We start from the raw sequence: 16,699 nt of genomic DNA on the forward strand, positions 1-16,699 counted from the left end.
AAAAATGCCCCGATCTCTCGACCGGGGCATTTTTTGTTCATAAGTGCAGCATCAACCGGCCCGGCGCAACAGCCAGAACCCGGCCAGGGCGCAGATGGCGGTGGGTACCAGCACCGCAAACAGCGGCGAGAAACCGAACACCAGGCTCGACGGGCCGAGCAGGTCCTGGGCGATACGGAAGGTAAACCCCACCAGCACACCGGTAAACACACGCTGGCCCAGGGTGACGGAACGCAACGGGCCGAAGATGAACGAAATCGCCATCAGCACCAGCGCGGCGGTCACCACCGGCTGCAACACTTTGACCCAAAATGCCAGCCAGTAGCGGCCGTTATTCAAGCCCTGATCCTTGAGGTAGTGGATATAGCCCCACAACCCGGAGATCGGCAGGCTTTCCGGGATCATCACCACGGTATTGAGCAACTGCGGCTTGAGGGCGATATCCCACTCTTCGCTCGGCACATTGATCACTTCGGTGCTGGCCTTGGTGCCTTGGCCGATATTGCGGAAGTAAGTTGTGGTGATATCGGTCAGTTGCCACTTTTCGTTGCTGTACTGCGCACGTTTGGCGAAGCTCGACTCCAGCAGGTGACGCTCTTTGTCAAAGGTATAGCGTGTCACACCAATCAACAGGCCGCCTGGCTGCACGGCGTTGATATGGATGAACTCATCGCCCTGACGGTGCCACAGGCCATGCTTGGAGCTTTGCGCATCACCCGACCCCTGGGCCAGGGCGCGGTTGGCCTGGGCCGTGGTTTCGGCCGGTGGCGCGACGTATTCGCCGATCAGCACGCTGCAAGCCATCAGCAGCAGCATCGGCTTCATCACCGCCCAGACAATACGCCCGATGGACACCCCGGCGGCCCGCATGATGGTCAGCTCACTGTTGCTGGCCAGGCTGCCCAGGCCGATCAGGCAACCGATCAGCGCGGCCATCGGCATCATGTCGTAGAGACGACGCGGCGCGGTAAGGGCCACGTAGCTCAGCACGTCCCACACGGTGTAGGTGTCGCTGACGTTGCCCACTTCATCGATGAAGGCGAACAACGACGCCAAACCGAGGATGATGCCCAATACCGCCAGGATGGCGATCAGTACGCTGCTACCAATGTAGCGATCGAGCTTAGCCACGAGCCAACTCCTTCTGGCCACGACGGCTCATCATTTTCAAGCGTATAGGCTCCCAATAAAGCAGCCCCAGGCCGATCAACAGGAACATCCCGTGCACCCACCACAACCCCAGGACCGGCGACAGCTTGCCTTTCTCCAGGGAGCCACGGGCGGAAATCAGGATGGTCAGGTAAGCCATATACAGCAGGATGGCCGGCAACAGTTTGAGGAAACGGCCCTGGCGCGGGTTGACGCGTGACAGCGGCACGGCCATCAGGGTCACGATAAACACCAGCAGCGGCAGGGAAATACGCCATTGCAGTTCGGCGATGGAACGCAGTTCCTTGCTGCCGAACAGATCGGTGGTCGGGATGGCGTCGCGGTCGGTGACTTCGTCACTGATATCCGGTCGAGCCAGCATCACGCCATAGGTGTCGTATTTGATCGCACGGTAATCGGCCTGGCCCGGGCTGCCGTCATAGCGATAGCCGTTTTCCAGGATCAGGTAGCGGCTGCCGTCCGGACGCACTTCCTGGCGCCCTGAATCGGCCACCAGTACCGAAATGCCACGGTCTTTCTTGTCTTGGCCCAGACGCTTCTCGGAGATAAACACCCCGCCCAAATTGGCACGGTCGTCGGTCAGGGTTTCGGTATAGGTCACCCGTGAGCCGTCGTTGAGCGCCTGGAAACGGCCGGGCTCAAGGGTGTCGAACTCGGTCATCGCGTCCTGCTTGTTCAGTACCAGCTGGAACTGCATGGCACCCTGTGGGGCCAGGCTCAGGCTCAGCCAGGCCACGATCAGCGCGACGCCGGCGGCCGGGATCATGGTCATGCCCAGCAAGCGCTGCTGGCTCATGCCGGTGGCCGAGAGCACGGTCATTTCGCTTTCGAGGTACAGGCGGCCGTAAGCCAGCAGGATCCCGAGGAACAGGCCCAATGGCAGGATCAGCTGCAGGAACCCCGGCAGACGGAAGCCCATGATCAGGAACAGCGAGCCCGGGTCCAGGGCGCCTGAGGCAGCCTGGGCCAGGTATTTGACGAAACGACCACTCATGATGATGACCAGCAATACCGCACTCACGGCACTCAGGGTCAACAGGACTTCGCGGGACAGATAACGGAAGACAATCAAACCAGACACTCCAGGGTTGTCAGGCTAAGGCGGCCAAACAAGCAAGCATACCGAGTCAGCCCGTTTGCACTGGGCCGGCTAAAAAGATGGCGCATTATCCTGTGATTGACCGCGCCTGTCACTGCGCAACCTCTTGCACATGCACAAAGGGTGCGCCAAGGGTTGTCAGGCTTCGCCTGCGAGGTTCAAACTGCGGCCTTTGTCGCTGGCGGTTTACACGGCTGCCAAGCTTTAAAGCCTGCGTACAGACGCAAGGCTCTCAGACCTTTATAAGGGACCCGAAAATGGAATTGGTTGTAAAAAGCGTTAGCCCCGAAACGTTGAAAACCGCCACCCTCGTGGTCGCCATCGGCGAAGGCCGCAAGCTCGGCGTCGCCGCCAAGCAACTCGACGAACTGAGCGGCGGCGCCATCAGCGCCGTACTCAAGCGCGGCGACCTGGCCGGCAAAGTCGGCCAGAGCCTGCTGCTGCAAAGCCTGCCTAACCTTAAAGCCGACCGCGTATTGCTGGTGGGCGTGGGCAAGGACACCGAACTGGGCGACCGCCCGTTCCGCAAAATCATCAGCGGCATCCTCAGCACCCTCAAGGGCCTGGGCGGCAGCGACGCGGCACTGGCACTCGACGAAATCGTGGTCAAAGGCCGTGACAGCTACGGCAAGACCCGCCTGCTGGCCGAAACCCTGGTGGACGGTGGCTATATCTTCGACCAGTTCAAGAGCCAGAAAGCCGAACCACGCGCCATCAAGAAAATCACCCTGCTGACCATCAAGGCCGCGCAGGCTGAAGTCGAGCGCGCCGTAACCCACGCCCAGGCCATCGCTAACGGCATGTCGTTCACCCGTGACCTGGGCAACCTGCCGCCGAACATCTGCCACCCGACCTACCTGGGCGAGCAAGCCAAGGCGCTGGGCAAAGAGTTCAAGAGCCTCAAAGTTGAAGTGCTGGACGAGAAGAAGATCAAGGAACTGGGCATGGGCTCGTTCTATGCCGTGGGCCAGGGCAGCGACCAGCCGCCACGCCTGATCGTGATGCAATACAACGGCGGCAAGAAGTCCGAGAAGCCTTACGCCCTGGTAGGTAAAGGCATCACCTTCGACACCGGCGGCATCAGCCTCAAGCCGGGCCTGGGCATGGACGAGATGAAGTACGACATGGGCGGCGCCGCCAGCGTGTTCGGCACCCTGCGTGCCGTGCTGGAGCTGAAACTGCCGATCAACCTGGTGTGCATCCTGGCCTGTGCCGAGAACATGCCGAGCGGCGGCGCGACCCGTCCTGGCGATATCGTCACCACCCTCAGCGGCCAGACCGTAGAGATCCTCAACACCGACGCCGAGGGCCGCCTGGTGCTGTGCGATGCGCTGACCTACGCCGAGCGTTTCAAGCCGCAAGCCGTGATCGACATCGCTACCCTGACCGGTGCCTGCATCGTCGCCCTGGGTTCCCACACCTCGGGCCTGCTGGGCAACAGCGACGAACTGATCGAGCAACTGCTCAGCGCCGGCAAGGCTGCCGACGACCGCGCCTGGCAATTGCCGCTGTTCGATGAATACCAGGAGCAACTGGACAGCCCCTTCGCCGACATCGCCAACATCGGCGGGCCGAAAGCCGGGACCATCACCGCGGCGTGCTTCCTGTCGCGCTTTGCCAAGAACTTCAACTGGGCGCACCTGGACATCGCCGGCACGGCCTGGACCAGCGGCGGCAAGGACAAGGGCGCCACTGGCCGTCCGGTGCCACTGTTGACCCAGTACCTGCTGGATCGCGCCAAAGCCTGAAACTGAAGACGCCGGGGCGGTGATGAACTCGCCGCCCCGGCCTCAGGAACCGCAATGACCCAAGTTGACTTCTATATATTGCCCAGTGCCGATCCCTCTGCGCGCCTGGACTTTGCCTGCAAACTCACCGAAAAAGCCTGGCGCATGGGCCACCGCATCTACCTGCATTGCAGCGACGCCGCCCAACGCGACGACCTCGATGCACGCCTGTGGCGCTTCAAGGGCGAAAGCTTCGTGCCCCACGGCCCCGCCGAATCTGAACCCGACAGCCTGATTGTGTTGGGTTTGGGCGACAACTGCGGCGATCACCATGACCTGCTGGTCAACCTGGACCTGAAAGTACCACCCTTCGCCAAGGCCTTCGCCCGTGTGGCGGAAGTGGTGGTGGAAGACCCGGCTATTCGTCAGGCCGCGCGTGAGAGTTTCCGCTTCTACCGCGAACAGGGCTATCCTTTGCAGGATCACCGGCTACAACGACTTTGAGTACATGATGGACACTCCCAACCCTATAAAAAAAGACGACCACCTGCTGGACGACCTTGAGTCGATCCGCCAGTTGCTGGGTGATGATGACTTGCAACCGCCGCTGTTGACCGAGCCGGTCAATGGCGAAGTACAGATTCCACTGTTGTTCGACATGGTCGGCGGCAAGCCTGCCGCGACGCAGCCGGTTGCTGCAGCCGCAGCCCCTGTCGCAGAACCTGTCGCCGAGAAGTCCGCCGACGCCCTGCTGCTGCACCTGGACAACGAACTGCGCGCCGCCGCGCAATTGATCATGCAAGACGTGATCGACGACTTTGCCCCGCATATCGAAACCGAGATCAAGCGCCGGCTGGATGCGCGGATGGAGCGGTTGCTCAGCCAATACCAGTCCTGAAGCCGACACACATCCCGTGTGGGAGAGGGCTTGCTCGCGAATGCAGTGGTTCAGTCAATCCACCCGGTGACTGTTACTCCGCATTCGCGAGCAAGCCCGCTCCCACATTTGCTCAGCGCCAACCTTAAGCCCGTCTACAACTCGCCCTCCACGCCCTCCCCCGTTATACTTGCCGGCTTTCCTGAATAAATGCCAACTAGGGTCCCGCCGCGCATGGATAAGACCTACCAGCCGCACGCTATTGAAACTTCCTGGTACGAGACCTGGGAGTCCGAGAATTATTTCGCTCCGCAAGGCGCGGGTGATTCCTACACCATCATGATTCCGCCACCGAATGTCACTGGCAGCCTGCACATGGGCCATGGCTTCAACAATGCGATCATGGATGCGTTGATCCGTTTCCGCCGCATGCAGGGCCGCAACACCCTGTGGCAGCCGGGCACCGACCACGCCGGTATCGCCACGCAGATGCTGGTGGAACGCCAACTCGAAGCCACCGGCCAGAACCGCCATGACCTGGGTCGCGAGAAGTTTCTGGAAAAGATCTGGGAATGGAAAGACCAGTCCGGCGGCAATATCAGCCGTCAGATCCGTCGCCTGGGTTCGTCCGTAGACTGGAGCCGCGAGCGCTTCACCATGGACGATGGCCTGTCGGAAGCCGTGAAAGAAGCCTTCGTGCGCCTGCATGAAGACGGCCTTATCTACCGCGGCAAGCGCCTGGTCAACTGGGACACCAAGTTACACACGGCGATTTCCGACCTCGAAGTGGAAAACCACGACGAGAAAGGCTTCCTGTGGAACCTCAAGTACCCGCTGGCCGATGGCGCCAAGACCGCCGAAGGCAACGACTACCTGATCGTCGCCACCACCCGTCCGGAAACCATGCTCGGCGACGCCGCCGTGGCCGTTAACCCGAACGATGAACGTTACCAGGCGCTGATCGGCAAGTTCGTTGAGCTGCCGCTGGTGGGCCGCCGTATCCCGATCATCGCGGACGACTATTGCGACCCTGAATTCGGCACCGGCTGCGTGAAAATCACCCCGGCCCACGATTTCAACGACTATGAAGTCGGCAAGCGTCACAACCTGCCGCTGCTGAACATCTTCGACAAAAATGCCGCCGTGCTGCCGGCCTGCCAGGTGTTCAACCTGGACGGTACGCTGAATGAAAGCATCGATGGCAAGATCCCGGCGGAATACGCCGGCCTCGACCGTTTTGAAGCGCGCAAGCAAATCGTTGCTGCCTTCGACGCCGCCGGCCTGCTGGTCAGCGTTGACGACCACGGCCTGAAAGTGCCGAAAGGCGACCGCTCCGGCACCGTGATCGAGCCGTGGCTGACCGACCAGTGGTACGTGTCCACCAAGCCGCTGGCAGAACCTGCCATTGCCGCGGTGGAAGACGGCCGTATCCAGTTCGTGCCGAAACAATACGAAAACATGTACTTCTCGTGGATGCGCGACATCCAGGATTGGTGCATCAGCCGTCAACTGTGGTGGGGCCACCGCATCCCGGCCTGGTACGACGAGTCGGGCAAGGTCTACGTTGGCCGTGACGAAGCCGAAGTGCGTGCCAAGCACAACCTCGGCGCTGACGTTGCGCTGCAGCAGGACAACGACGTACTCGATACCTGGTTCAGCTCCGGCCTGTGGACCTTCTCCACCCTGGGTTGGCCGCAACAGACCGAATTCCTCAAGAAATTCCACTCCACCGACGTGCTGGTCACCGGTTTCGACATCATTTTCTTCTGGGTTGCCCGGATGATCATGCTGACCATGCACCTGGTGAAGAACGAGGACGGCACCCCGCAAGTACCGTTCAAGACCGTGTACGTGCACGGCCTTGTGCGTGATGGCCAGGGCCAGAAGATGTCCAAGTCCAAGGGCAACGTCCTGGACCCGTTGGACATCATCGACGGCATCGACCTGGAAACCCTGGTGCAAAAACGCACCTCGGGTCTGATGCAGCCGAAACTGGCGAAGAAGATCGAGAAGCAGACCCGTGACGAGTTCGCGGACGGCATCGCCAGCTACGGCACCGACGCCCTGCGCTTCACCTTCTGCTCGCTGGCGTCCACCGGTCGCGACATCAAGTTCGACATGGGCCGCGTCGAAGGCTATCGCAACTTCTGCAACAAGATCTGGAACGCGGCGCGCTACGTGCTGGATAAAGGTGAAGACTGCGGCCAGAACGGCGAAGCCTATGAGCTGAGCCTGGCCGACCGCTGGATCATCTCGCAGCTGCAACGCACCGAAGCCGAAGTGACCCGCCAGCTCGACCAGTTCCGCTTCGACCTGGCCGCGCAAGCCCTGTACGAGTTCATCTGGAACCAGTATTGCGACTGGTACCTGGAGCTGTCCAAGCCCGTGCTGTGGGACGAAAACGCGCCAATCGAACGCCAGCGCGGCACCCGCCGCACCCTGGTACGCGTACTGGAAGTGGCGTTGCGCCTGGCGCACCCGTTCATGCCGTTCATCACCGAAGAAATCTGGCAGCGCCTCGCGCCGCTGGCCGGTATCGAAGGCAAGACCATCATGCTGCAACCTTGGCCGGTGGCCAACGAAGCACGCATCGATGAGGCGGCCGAAAGCGATATCGAATGGCTCAAGACCCTGATGCTCGGCACGCGCAACATCCGCGCCGAGATGAACATCGGCCCGGGCAAGCCACTGGCGGTGTTCGTGAAAAACGCCAGTGCCGACGATCAGCGTCGCCTCACCGAGAACGATGCGCTGCTCAAGAAGCTGGCGAAGCTGGAGTCGATCACCGTATTGGCGGCAAGCGCCGAAGCACCGCTGTCGGCAACTGCACTGGTCGGCGACATGGAAGTGCTGGTACCGATGGCCGGCCTGATCGACAAGGGCGCGGAACTGGCCCGTCTCGACAAGGAAATCCTGCGCCTGCAAGGCGAAGTGCAACGAGTGGGCGGCAAGCTGTCCAACGCGGCGTTCGTCGACAAGGCGCCGGCCGAAGTGATCGACAAAGAACGCGCCAAACTGGCCGAGGCGGAACAGGCCCTGGGCAAGCTGGCGGAGCAACATGCGCGGATTTCCAGCCTGTAAGGTGTAAGCCGTGTGAAAAAAGAGGCCTTCGGGCCTCTTTTTTTTGCCTGAAAACCCGATCAATGTAGGAGCTGGCTTGCCTGCGATGCAGACAACTCGGTACCCCCGCGAGACCGCGGTGATGCCATCGCAGGCAAGCCAGCTCCCACAGTTGACCGAATTGGGCTCAGGATGTGGGACAATGCCCACCACTTTGAGCCAACCCCAGAATCATCATGACCGCCCCCAGCACGCCAAAACCTCCGCGCAAGAAGCCTAAAACCGCAGCCACAGCCAAACCCGTGGTGCCGCGCAAAGAGGCCACCCTGCATCCGCGCAACCGCCACACCGGCCGCTACGACTTCCCGGCGCTGATCAAGACCACGCCGGAACTGGCGCAATTCGTGATCATCAATCCGTACGGCAAGGAAAGTATCGACTTCGCCAGCCCGGATGCGGTGCGCGTGTTCAACCGTGCGTTGCTCAAAGCCTTCTATGGCATCCAGCACTGGGACATTCCGGCCGATTACCTGTGCCCACCGGTACCGGGGCGTGCGGACTACGTGCACTTTCTCGCCGACCTGCTGGCCGAGGTCAACGACGGCAAGATCCCGCGTGGTTCCATCGTCAAGGTGCTGGATATCGGCATGGGCGCCAACTGCGTCTATCCGCTGATTGGCTATATGGAGTACCGCTGGAATTTCCTCGGCTCCGAGGTCGACCCCATCGCCGTGGCTGCGGCCAAGGCCATCGTGCAGTCCAATGACCTGAGCAAGGTCATCCAGCTGCGTCAGCAAAGCAACCCCAAGCAGATCCTGTTGGGTCTGCTGGAGCCGGGCGAGCGCTTTGACCTGACCATGTGCAACCCGCCGTTCCATGCCTCCATGGACGAAGCCACCAAGGGCAGCGAGCGCAAATGGCGCGCCCTGGGCAAGGCCGATCCCAAGCGCAAATTGCCGGTGCTGAATTTCGGCGGCCAATCGGCTGAGTTGTGGTGTGAAGGCGGCGAAGCGCGCTTTGTGACGCAGCTTATCGCCGAGAGTGCGCACTTTGCCCACAAGGTGTTGTGGTTCAGCACCCTGGTGTCCAAAGCGTCGAACTTGCCCGCAATCGAGACAGCCCTGAAAAAAGCCGGTGTGCTGGAAAGCCGGGTGGTTGAGATGTCCCAGGGTCAGAAACAAAGCCGTTTCGTGGCCTGGACCTTCCAGACCAAGAACGAGCAGCAGATCTGGCGCCAGCGCTGGGTTCGCGACTGACAAATCGCAGGCAACAAAAAACCGTGCCCGGATCGCTCCGGAGCACGGTTTTTTTTTGCTGCGTCTTACTTGTTAACAGCGTCGGTCAGGCCTTTGGCCACAACCAGCTTGATAACTTTCTTGGCAGCGATTTCGATGGCAGCGCCAGTCGAAGGGTTACGGCCAGTACGGGCAGGACGCTCGGTCACTTTCAGTTTGCCAACGCCTGGCAGAGTGATTTCGCCGCCGTTTTCCAGCTGGTCAGCAACAACTTGGCTCAGTTGGTCCAGCAGAGCGCGCACGGTAGTTTTCGGTGCGTCTACTGCTTCAGCCAGGTCAGCGATCAGTTGGTCTTTAGTAATAGCCATTGTGGTGTTCCTTCCCTATCAAATTCATATGGATTGCAGAGTGCAGTGTCAGCCGTCGAGCCCGACCGTCATGGCCTGGCACCCCCGGCTATAACCACGGAGATCGGGGTTATAGATGCTTGAAACAGGGATTGGTTCGACCTGACAGATGCTGAATGCACGCTTAACGCCGAGTCTTGGCGTAAGACGGGGCAAAACTAGCACAGAGACGGGGAAATATCCGCTTCTACCTACCCATTTGGTCAGCTTTATCGCTCTAAACCGTGAAAAAAAGGCATATGGCCTGTCGGAGAGCCTTCAATATGGCCTTGGACGCGTGTCTTGGCCAATGGGTGCGGTACACTGGGCGACTTTTTGGGAGGCCCACCGCTCCCCTTCAACCAGCCGAGAAGCCTATGCCGATCCGTCACTGCATCGTCCACCTGATCGACAAAAAACCCGACGGCACACCCGCAGTTCTCCACGCCCGTGACTCCGAACTTGCCGAGTCGGCCGCGATAGAGAACATGCTTGCCGACCTCAACGAGAGCTACAACGCCAAACAAGGCAAGGCCTGGGGGTTTTTCCATGCCGAGTCCGGCGCGCACCCGTTCAGCGGCTGGTTGAAGGAATATTTCGACGGTGGCCAGGATTTCACCACCTTCAGCCGCACGGCCGTGGAGCACCTGCAAAAGCTGATGGAGGAGTCCAACCTCTCCACCGGCGGCCACGTGCTCTTCGCCCACTACCAGCAAGGCATGACCGATTACCTGGCCATCGCCCTGCTGCACCACAGCGAAGGCGTGGCGGTGACCGATGAGCTGGACGTGACCCCCTCGCGCCACCTGGACCTGGGCCAACTGCACCTGGCGGCGCGGATCAACGTCTCCGAGTGGCAGAACAACAAGCAGTCCAAGCAGTACATCTCCTTTATCAAAGGCAAGAATGGCAAAAAGGTTTCGGAATACTTCCGCGACTTTATCGGCTGCCAGGAAGGCGTCGACGGCCCGGGCGAGACCCGCACCTTGCTCAAGGCGTTCAGCGACTTTGTTGAAAGCGAAGACTTGCCGGACGAGTCCGCCCGCGAAAAAACCAAAACCCTGGTGGACTACGCCAGCAGCCAGGCCAAGCTCGGCGAGCCCATGGGCCTGGAAGAACTGTCGGGTTTGATCGATGAAGATCGGCCAAAAGCGTTCTACGACCATATCCGCAACAAGGATTACGGCCTGTCGCCGGAAATCCCGGCGGATAAGCGCACCCTCAACCAGTTCCGTCGCTTCACCGGGCGCGCCGAAGGGCTGTCGATCAGCTTTGAAGCACACCTGCTGGGCGACAAGATCGAGTACGACGAAGCCGCCGGCACCTTGATCATCAAGGGCCTGCCGACCCAGCTGACCGACCAGCTCAAGCGCCGTAACTGATGCTCGGCGGGGTCTTTAAGAAAGTCCTGCTGGTATTGCTGGTGGTGGTGGTCATCCAGAACTGGGGCAAGATCGAGCGGCTGTTCAACCCGTCGCAAGTGGCGCCTATCGAAATCCGCGCCGCGGCGCGGGTGACGCTGTATTCCACCGAATGGTGTGGCTACTGCAAGCAGATACGCCGCTTTCTGGACCAGAAAGCCATTCCGTATGGGGTGGTTGATATCGAGAAGGACGCCAAGGGGCGCAAGGCCTACGAGGCGTTGGGCGGTGGCGGGATTCCATTTGTGGACGTGAACGGGACGTTGATTCGCGACTTTGACCCCGAGAAGATCATGGCGGCGCTGACGAAGTAATCAGCGCACCACGATCATCCGCCCCAGCACACTGTGCTGCTCGAAGCCCAGCACCGCCTGCAGGGCATTCAGTACCGCCTGCGGGTCCTTGCTCGGGAAGCTGCCGCTGACGCGCCTGGCGCCCATCTCCTCGTTAAGCAACAGGATGCGGCCCGGGTAGTAGCGGCCCAGGTCCTGGACCACCTCCGCCAGCGGCGCTTTATAGTAATTAAGCCAGCCGTCACGCCAGGCCAGGCGGGATTCGCTGTCGACCGCATGCAGCGGGTCTGCCACACCATCGGCGTAGGCCACTTGCTGGCCGGCTGTAAGAATCTGCTGAGTACCCTGCCGGGAAGGCGTCACGCCAACCCGCCCTGACAATACCGTCACCTGTGCCCCTGCCGGTTGCAGGCGCACTTCAAACTGCGTACCCAGCACCCGTGCTTCGCCACTGCCCGCCTCCACCACAAACGACTCGCCGGTGTGGGTCACGTGAAAAAAGCCCGCGCCGCGCCGCAGCTGGATATGCCGCTCGCCCTGGCTGAAATCCACGGCGATGGCACTGTCGGCATCCAGGGTGACCTGGGACTGGTCAGCCAGGGTAAAGGTCTTCACCTCGCCCGGGGCCGTCACGTAGTCCGCGCCCAATTCATCGACCCAGCGCGAGGGCTGCCAGCCGGCGCCCATCGACACCATCACCAGCAAGCACGCGGCCATGGCCAGGGCGCCGGACCAGCGCACCACCCGTGAGCGTTTCGAGCGGTTCATCGCATTGAGGTAACCCTGCAACGCCAAGGCGTCTTCGGCCGCCAGCGTGCGCGCAGGCACCTCGCTCAACTCCCACAGCACCTGGGCCTGGGAATAGGCCTCGACGTGTGCGGGGTCGGCGCGCAACCAGCGGCTGAACGTGGCCTGGTCGCCGGCGCTCGGCTGGTCATGCAGCAGGCTCAGCCAGGCCAGTGCTGCTTGTTCCTGGTCGGGCGTTGGGGTGCGGTTCACGGTGCTGTCCCTGGCTTACGTGCGGGTGATGGGTCGCGAAGGCTGGCTTTGCAGGCTTCGAGGGCACGCATCATATGTTTTTCCACGGCACTTTGGGACAAGCCCATCGCTTTGGCGATTTGTGCGTACTTGCGGCCGTGGATGCGGTTAAGCAGGAAAATCTGCCGGGTGCGCTCAGGCAGGCTGCGCAGGGCGGCCTCGACATGGCGCAGGTCATTGCCCGCTTCCAGTGCCGCCTGGGGTTCGGAGCCCTGATGGTCCTGCTGTTCGGGCAGCCAGCCTTCGCTGCTGCGCACCCGCGCACCTTCACTGCGCAAGTGGTCGATGGCGATATTGCCGGCACAGCGCAACAGGTAAGTACTGAGCTCCTCGACCTGCACCAACGGCCGCCGCCAGAAGCGCAGGAACAAATCCTGTACCAGGTCGGCCGCCGTCGCGCGGCAGCCCACGCGCCGGCTGACCAGGGCCTCCATCTGCGAACGCTGGGACAGGAACACCTGCAAAAAATGCGCACGCCCGCCTGCCGCATCAGCGTGCTGGCTGTCCTGGGATTCGGGCGGGGTGCTGATCATCATGGCGAGGGCTCAGAGGGTGGCGAAGGCCGCAACAGGGCTGGCCAGCAGGCCAACGCCCGCCAGGATCAAGGCCAGCCTTGGCCGATACGGCAACAACAGCACCAACAGCAGTGCGCTGAGCATCAATACCGCGCACCACTGCACCAGGCCCTGGCCCCACCCGGCAACGCTCACGGCCGGCCAGATCGACACGCTCAGCAGTAACCAGCCGAGCCCTCGCAGGCCCAAACGCCGACGTGGCGAGGGTTTGCTGTGCAGCAATTCGCCATGGTGACGGTCGGTGGACAGGCACAATGCGGTGAAGCCTGCGTAACACATCAACAGCGCCAGCAGCATTCAGTGGGCCTCGCGTTTGAGGGTCAAGGGCCGTGCGCGCTCAGCCTTGGGCACAGGCACGCTGCGGTGCTGCATCTTCCAGGCTGCCCAGGCGAGAAACACGCCGCTGGCCAGGCAGGTCAGGTCGAAACCGGCCATGGCCCAGTCGCCCGTTGCCAGGGACACGCCCAGATGGCTGGAGGTGGTCAGCGCGTTGAGCAGGGGAATCGCGACAAACAGCAGCGCGCCGAAGCTCAATTGCTCGACCCAGCCCTGGCGGCCACGCCGCAAGATGGCGTGCAACAGGCTCAGGCCCCAGGCGATAAAGAAGGTTTGCACCTCCCAGTCGGAGCGCTGGGCGAAGCTCACTGGTAATAAACGGTTGGCCCAGAAAAACCCGCCAATCGCGATCATCAGCCCGGACATACTGGCGATATTCAACACTTCCACCAGCCGCAGCTCAAACGGCATCGCCGCGCTTTTGGCGTGTTTGAGCTGGCGCTTGCCGAGCCAGATCACCAGCCCCGTGCCGATCATCGCCGTGCCCGCCAGGCCACAGATAAAGTACAACCAGCGCAACACCGGGCCGGCGAAATGGCCCATGTGCAGGCCGTAGAAACTGCCGCCGACCACCGCCGGCAACGACTGCTCGCCACTCACCCGCAGCAGCTCACCGGTGGCACCGTTAAACGAGACGGTGCTGCCGAAATCATGCACCACCCGATCGGAACCGGCGCGGAACACATTCACCGACGCATTCACATCGCCCGGGTTATTCACGGCAATCCGCCCGACATGGCCGCCCGCCCACTGCGCCCGCGCCTGTTCGTACATCGGCACCAGCGCCTTCAACGGCGCGGCCTGGCCCAGGGCCGGCGCGTTGTTGGACGCCGGAAACACTTCATTGAAAAACGCACGGCTGTCGTTGCCATAGGAGGCCAGGATCGGCGCCGGCATGACCATGCTCATGAAAATCACCAGGCTGCTGTAGGTGATCATCAAGTGGAAGGGCAGCACCAGCACCCCCACCGCGTTGTGCCCGTCCAGCCAGGAACGCTGGCCTTTGCGGGGGCGGAAGGTGAAGAAGTCCTTGAAGATTTTCTTGTGGGTGATGATGCCGGTGATCAACGCGACAAACATCACCATGGCGGCAATGGTCGACAGCCAGCGGCCCCACGGATGAGGCATTTGCAGTTGGAAGTGGAAACGGTAGAAGAACTCGCCGCCCATGCTTTCACGGGCCTGCACGGCCTGGCCGCTGACCGGGTCGAGGGTTTTCTGGATGAAGTTCCCGCGCTTGCCGGGGTCGATCTTGTCTTGCCACATCACCGACAGGCCGGGATCGCGACTGTCCGGCAGGGTGATAAACCAGCGGGCGGCGCTCGGCGCCACTTGCTGCAGATAGGTTTGGGCGACGGTCAGGCTGCGCGCATCGTCCAGAGCATGGGCCTGCACTTCGGGCTGCATCCAGTGGCTGATTTCGTCTTTGAAATACGACAGGGTGCCTGTCAGGAAAATCGCAAACAGCAGCCAGCCAAAGGTCAACCCGGCCCAGGTATGCAACCATGCCATGGCCTGGCGAAAGCCCTCTTTCATGTGCGCACCATCCAGAATCCCACGCCTGCCAGGGTCGCAAACAGCGCACTGGGCAGCATCACGCCGAACCAGGCACGGGCGGCACTGCGGCAGGCGAAACACCAGATAACGGCCAGCAGATAGAACACAAATGAACTCATCATCCCGGTGATCACCGCATCGGCGCGGGCGGTGGGCAGCCACAGCGCCAGGCAGATACTGGCCAGGGAAGCCATCAGATAGCCGCCCACCACGGCAGCCAGGACCCGTGAGGTCACGGCGAGACGATAGGAGACAGGCAGCGAGGTTTTGCTTTTCATGCGGGAGGCGCCAGGTTCATCAGCACGCAATATTAATGATAAATATTCTCATAAGCAAAAGAGAACGGATGAATCGCCTGCCCGGATGGATTGCCGAAGCCCTTGCCGCGCCCTACAATGCGAACAATTCTTGTTCTCTAAAGCATGGCGATGCTTGTGGAGTGTCCCCGTTGAGCCCGTCCAACACCGTCGAAGTGCTGTACAACGACCATCATCACTGGCTCACCGGCTGGTTGCGGCGCAAGCTCGGCTGCCCGGAAAGCGCCGCCGACCTGGCGCAAGACACCTTCATCCGCGTACTCACCGCCCGCGAAGCCCCGACGCTGGTCGAGCCCCGCGCCTTCCTCACCACCGTCGCCAAGCGCGTGCTGTTCAACTTCTATCGCCGCCAGGACCTGGAGCGCGCCTACCTCGACGCCCTCGCGCAAATGCCTGAACACGTGGCGCCGTCGGAAGAAGAACGCGCCATCATCCTGCAAACCCTGGTCGAGCTGGACCAACTGCTCGACGGCCTGCCGGTGCAGGTCAAACGCGCCTTCCTGCTGGCTCAACTCGACGGTCTGACCTACGCACAAATCGGCGCTGAACTGGGCATCTCCATCGCCACCGTCAAACGCCACCTGAATAAAGCAGCCATGCGCTGCTACTTTGCCTTATGAATTTCTCGACCCAGGTCGCCGAGCAGGCGGTGCATTGGCTGCTGGAAATGCAGCAAGGCGCCCTTAACCCGCGCCAGCAAGCGGCGTGGCAGCACTGGCTGAACGCCCACAGTGAGCATCAGCGTGCGTGGGAGCATATCCAGCGCGTCAACCAGCGCCTGCGCGGCATGCCCTCGCCCCTGGCCCATGCGGCGTTGAACGCACCGAAATCCAACAGCCGTCGCCAGGCCCTGAAGTTGCTGTTGATTCTGGGCGCCGGCTCGGCCGCCGCCTGGAGCCTGCGCCAGCAGCATATCCTGCCGCCACTGACCGCCGACTATCGCAGCCCCGTGGGCCAGCGGCGCAAGGTGCAATTGGCCGACGGCAGCCAGTTGCAGCTCAACACTGGCAGCGCGGTGGATGTGCAGTTCGATGGCGGCCAACGGCTGATCCGCCTGCTCGAGGGTGAAATCTTGCTGACCAGCAGCGCCGGCGCAACCCCGCTGCAGGTGCTGACCGGCCAGGGCCTGCTCACCAGCCACGCGGCGCGCTTGAATGTGCGCCAGTTCAACGATCACACGCAGTTGGCGGTATTCGAGGGGCGTGTGGACGTAATGCCCAACACCTACAGCGGCCTGCCCTTGACGGTCGAAGCGGCGCGCCAGGTCAATTTCACCCGCAAAGGCTGGGACACCCCGCGCCCCACCGACGCCAACAGCGGCGCCTGGGCTGACGGCATGCTGGTGGCCGCCCATATGCGCCTGGAAGACTTCCTCGCCGAACTCGGCCGTTACCGTCGCGGGCAGCTCAACTGCGACCCGCAGGTCGCCAACTTGCTGATCTCCGGCAGCTATCCGCTGGATGACAGCGAGCGCATTCTCGACCTGCTGGAAGTCAGCCTGGCGGTGAAAGTGCGGCGCTTTACCCGCTATTGGGTGACCGTCCAGGCACGCGCCTGAAAATAATTTGGATAACCGTGAGCCGTTTTCCAAACCTCGCGTGACAGAGA

Annotated in this window: 17 protein-coding genes; 9 read left to right on the forward strand and 8 right to left on the reverse strand. The window is 61.7% G+C overall.

Annotated elements, in window-relative coordinates:
* Positions 1-51: 51 nt before the first annotated feature.
* Both lptG and lptF read right to left on the reverse strand, forming a co-directional pair.
* Entirely contained in the window at positions 52-1,131 is a 1,080-nt protein-coding gene (gene lptG, locus LRS56_21035; GenBank protein ID WDU61304.1) for an LPS export ABC transporter permease LptG, read from the reverse strand.
* The gene (gene lptF, locus LRS56_21040) at positions 1,124-2,242 is read right to left on the reverse strand and encodes an LPS export ABC transporter permease LptF (protein ID WDU61305.1); all 1,119 of its coding nucleotides are present in this window, start codon (positions 2,240-2,242) and stop codon (positions 1,124-1,126) included. The genes lptG and lptF overlap by 8 nt, the downstream gene beginning before the upstream one ends.
* 284 nt (positions 2,243-2,526) lie before the next feature.
* On the opposite strand from lptF, the gene LRS56_21045 reads away from it, so the two are divergent.
* The 5 genes from LRS56_21045 to rlmF all read left to right on the forward strand — a co-directional run bounded on the left by LRS56_21045 (position 2,527) and on the right by rlmF (position 9,189).
* The gene (locus tag LRS56_21045; protein ID WDU61306.1) at positions 2,527-4,017 is read left to right on the forward strand and encodes a leucyl aminopeptidase; all 1,491 of its coding nucleotides are present in this window, start codon (positions 2,527-2,529) and stop codon (positions 4,015-4,017) included.
* Between the two features lie 54 nt (positions 4,018-4,071).
* Entirely contained in the window at positions 4,072-4,500 is a 429-nt protein-coding gene (locus LRS56_21050) for a DNA polymerase III subunit chi (protein WDU61307.1), read from the forward strand.
* Positions 4,501-4,507: 7 nt separating this feature from the next.
* A complete protein-coding gene (locus tag LRS56_21055) occupies positions 4,508-4,894 on the forward strand; it encodes a DNA polymerase III subunit chi (protein ID WDU65789.1) in 387 nt (128 codons plus the stop codon).
* A 213-nt stretch (positions 4,895-5,107) separates the two neighbouring features.
* A complete protein-coding gene (locus LRS56_21060; protein ID WDU61308.1) occupies positions 5,108-7,954 on the forward strand; it encodes a valine--tRNA ligase in 2,847 nt (948 codons plus the stop codon).
* Between the two features lie 215 nt (positions 7,955-8,169).
* Entirely contained in the window at positions 8,170-9,189 is a 1,020-nt protein-coding gene (gene rlmF / locus LRS56_21065) for a 23S rRNA (adenine(1618)-N(6))-methyltransferase RlmF (GenBank protein ID WDU61309.1), read from the forward strand.
* 65 nt (positions 9,190-9,254) lie between these two features.
* Here rlmF and LRS56_21070 read toward each other — a convergent pair whose 3' ends face one another.
* A complete protein-coding gene (locus tag LRS56_21070; protein WDU61310.1) occupies positions 9,255-9,536 on the reverse strand; it encodes an HU family DNA-binding protein in 282 nt (93 codons plus the stop codon).
* Between the two features lie 395 nt (positions 9,537-9,931).
* Between LRS56_21070 and yejK the strand changes: the two genes are divergently transcribed.
* Positions 9,932-10,936, forward strand: coding sequence for a nucleoid-associated protein YejK (yejK, locus tag LRS56_21075; protein WDU61311.1), 1,005 nt, complete (start codon positions 9,932-9,934; stop codon positions 10,934-10,936).
* Positions 10,936-11,289: a glutaredoxin family protein gene (locus LRS56_21080; GenBank protein WDU61312.1), complete on the forward strand. Its 354-nt coding sequence runs from the start codon at positions 10,936-10,938 to the stop codon at positions 11,287-11,289. The genes yejK and LRS56_21080 overlap by 1 nt, the downstream gene beginning before the upstream one ends.
* Here LRS56_21080 and LRS56_21085 read toward each other — a convergent pair whose 3' ends face one another.
* From LRS56_21085 to LRS56_21105, 5 genes are read right to left on the reverse strand one after another with little or no spacing between them, the layout of a single operon-like run.
* Positions 11,290-12,267: a FecR family protein gene (locus tag LRS56_21085; protein WDU61313.1), complete on the reverse strand. Its 978-nt coding sequence runs from the start codon at positions 12,265-12,267 to the stop codon at positions 11,290-11,292.
* A complete protein-coding gene (locus LRS56_21090) occupies positions 12,264-12,842 on the reverse strand; it encodes an RNA polymerase sigma factor (protein WDU61314.1) in 579 nt (192 codons plus the stop codon). Before LRS56_21090 ends, LRS56_21085 begins: the two co-directional genes overlap by 4 nt.
* A gap of 9 nt (positions 12,843-12,851) precedes the next feature.
* Positions 12,852-13,178, reverse strand: coding sequence for a DUF3325 domain-containing protein (locus tag LRS56_21095; protein ID WDU61315.1), 327 nt, complete (start codon positions 13,176-13,178; stop codon positions 12,852-12,854).
* The gene (locus LRS56_21100; GenBank protein ID WDU61316.1) at positions 13,179-14,753 is read right to left on the reverse strand and encodes a PepSY-associated TM helix domain-containing protein; all 1,575 of its coding nucleotides are present in this window, start codon (positions 14,751-14,753) and stop codon (positions 13,179-13,181) included.
* Entirely contained in the window at positions 14,750-15,052 is a 303-nt protein-coding gene (locus LRS56_21105) for a DUF3649 domain-containing protein (GenBank protein ID WDU61317.1), read from the reverse strand. The genes LRS56_21100 and LRS56_21105 overlap by 4 nt, the downstream gene beginning before the upstream one ends.
* A gap of 170 nt (positions 15,053-15,222) precedes the next feature.
* On the opposite strand from LRS56_21105, the gene LRS56_21110 reads away from it, so the two are divergent.
* The gene (locus LRS56_21110) at positions 15,223-15,711 is read left to right on the forward strand and encodes a sigma-70 family RNA polymerase sigma factor (protein ID WDU61318.1); all 489 of its coding nucleotides are present in this window, start codon (positions 15,223-15,225) and stop codon (positions 15,709-15,711) included.
* Positions 15,708-16,649: a FecR family protein gene (locus tag LRS56_21115; GenBank protein ID WDU61319.1), complete on the forward strand. Its 942-nt coding sequence runs from the start codon at positions 15,708-15,710 to the stop codon at positions 16,647-16,649. Before LRS56_21110 ends, LRS56_21115 begins: the two co-directional genes overlap by 4 nt.
* Positions 16,650-16,699: the final 50 nt, after the last annotated feature.

The sequence above is a fragment of the Pseudomonas poae genome, from assembly GCA_028869255.1.
Classification (GTDB): Bacteria; Pseudomonadota; Gammaproteobacteria; order Pseudomonadales; family Pseudomonadaceae; genus Aquipseudomonas; species Aquipseudomonas poae_C.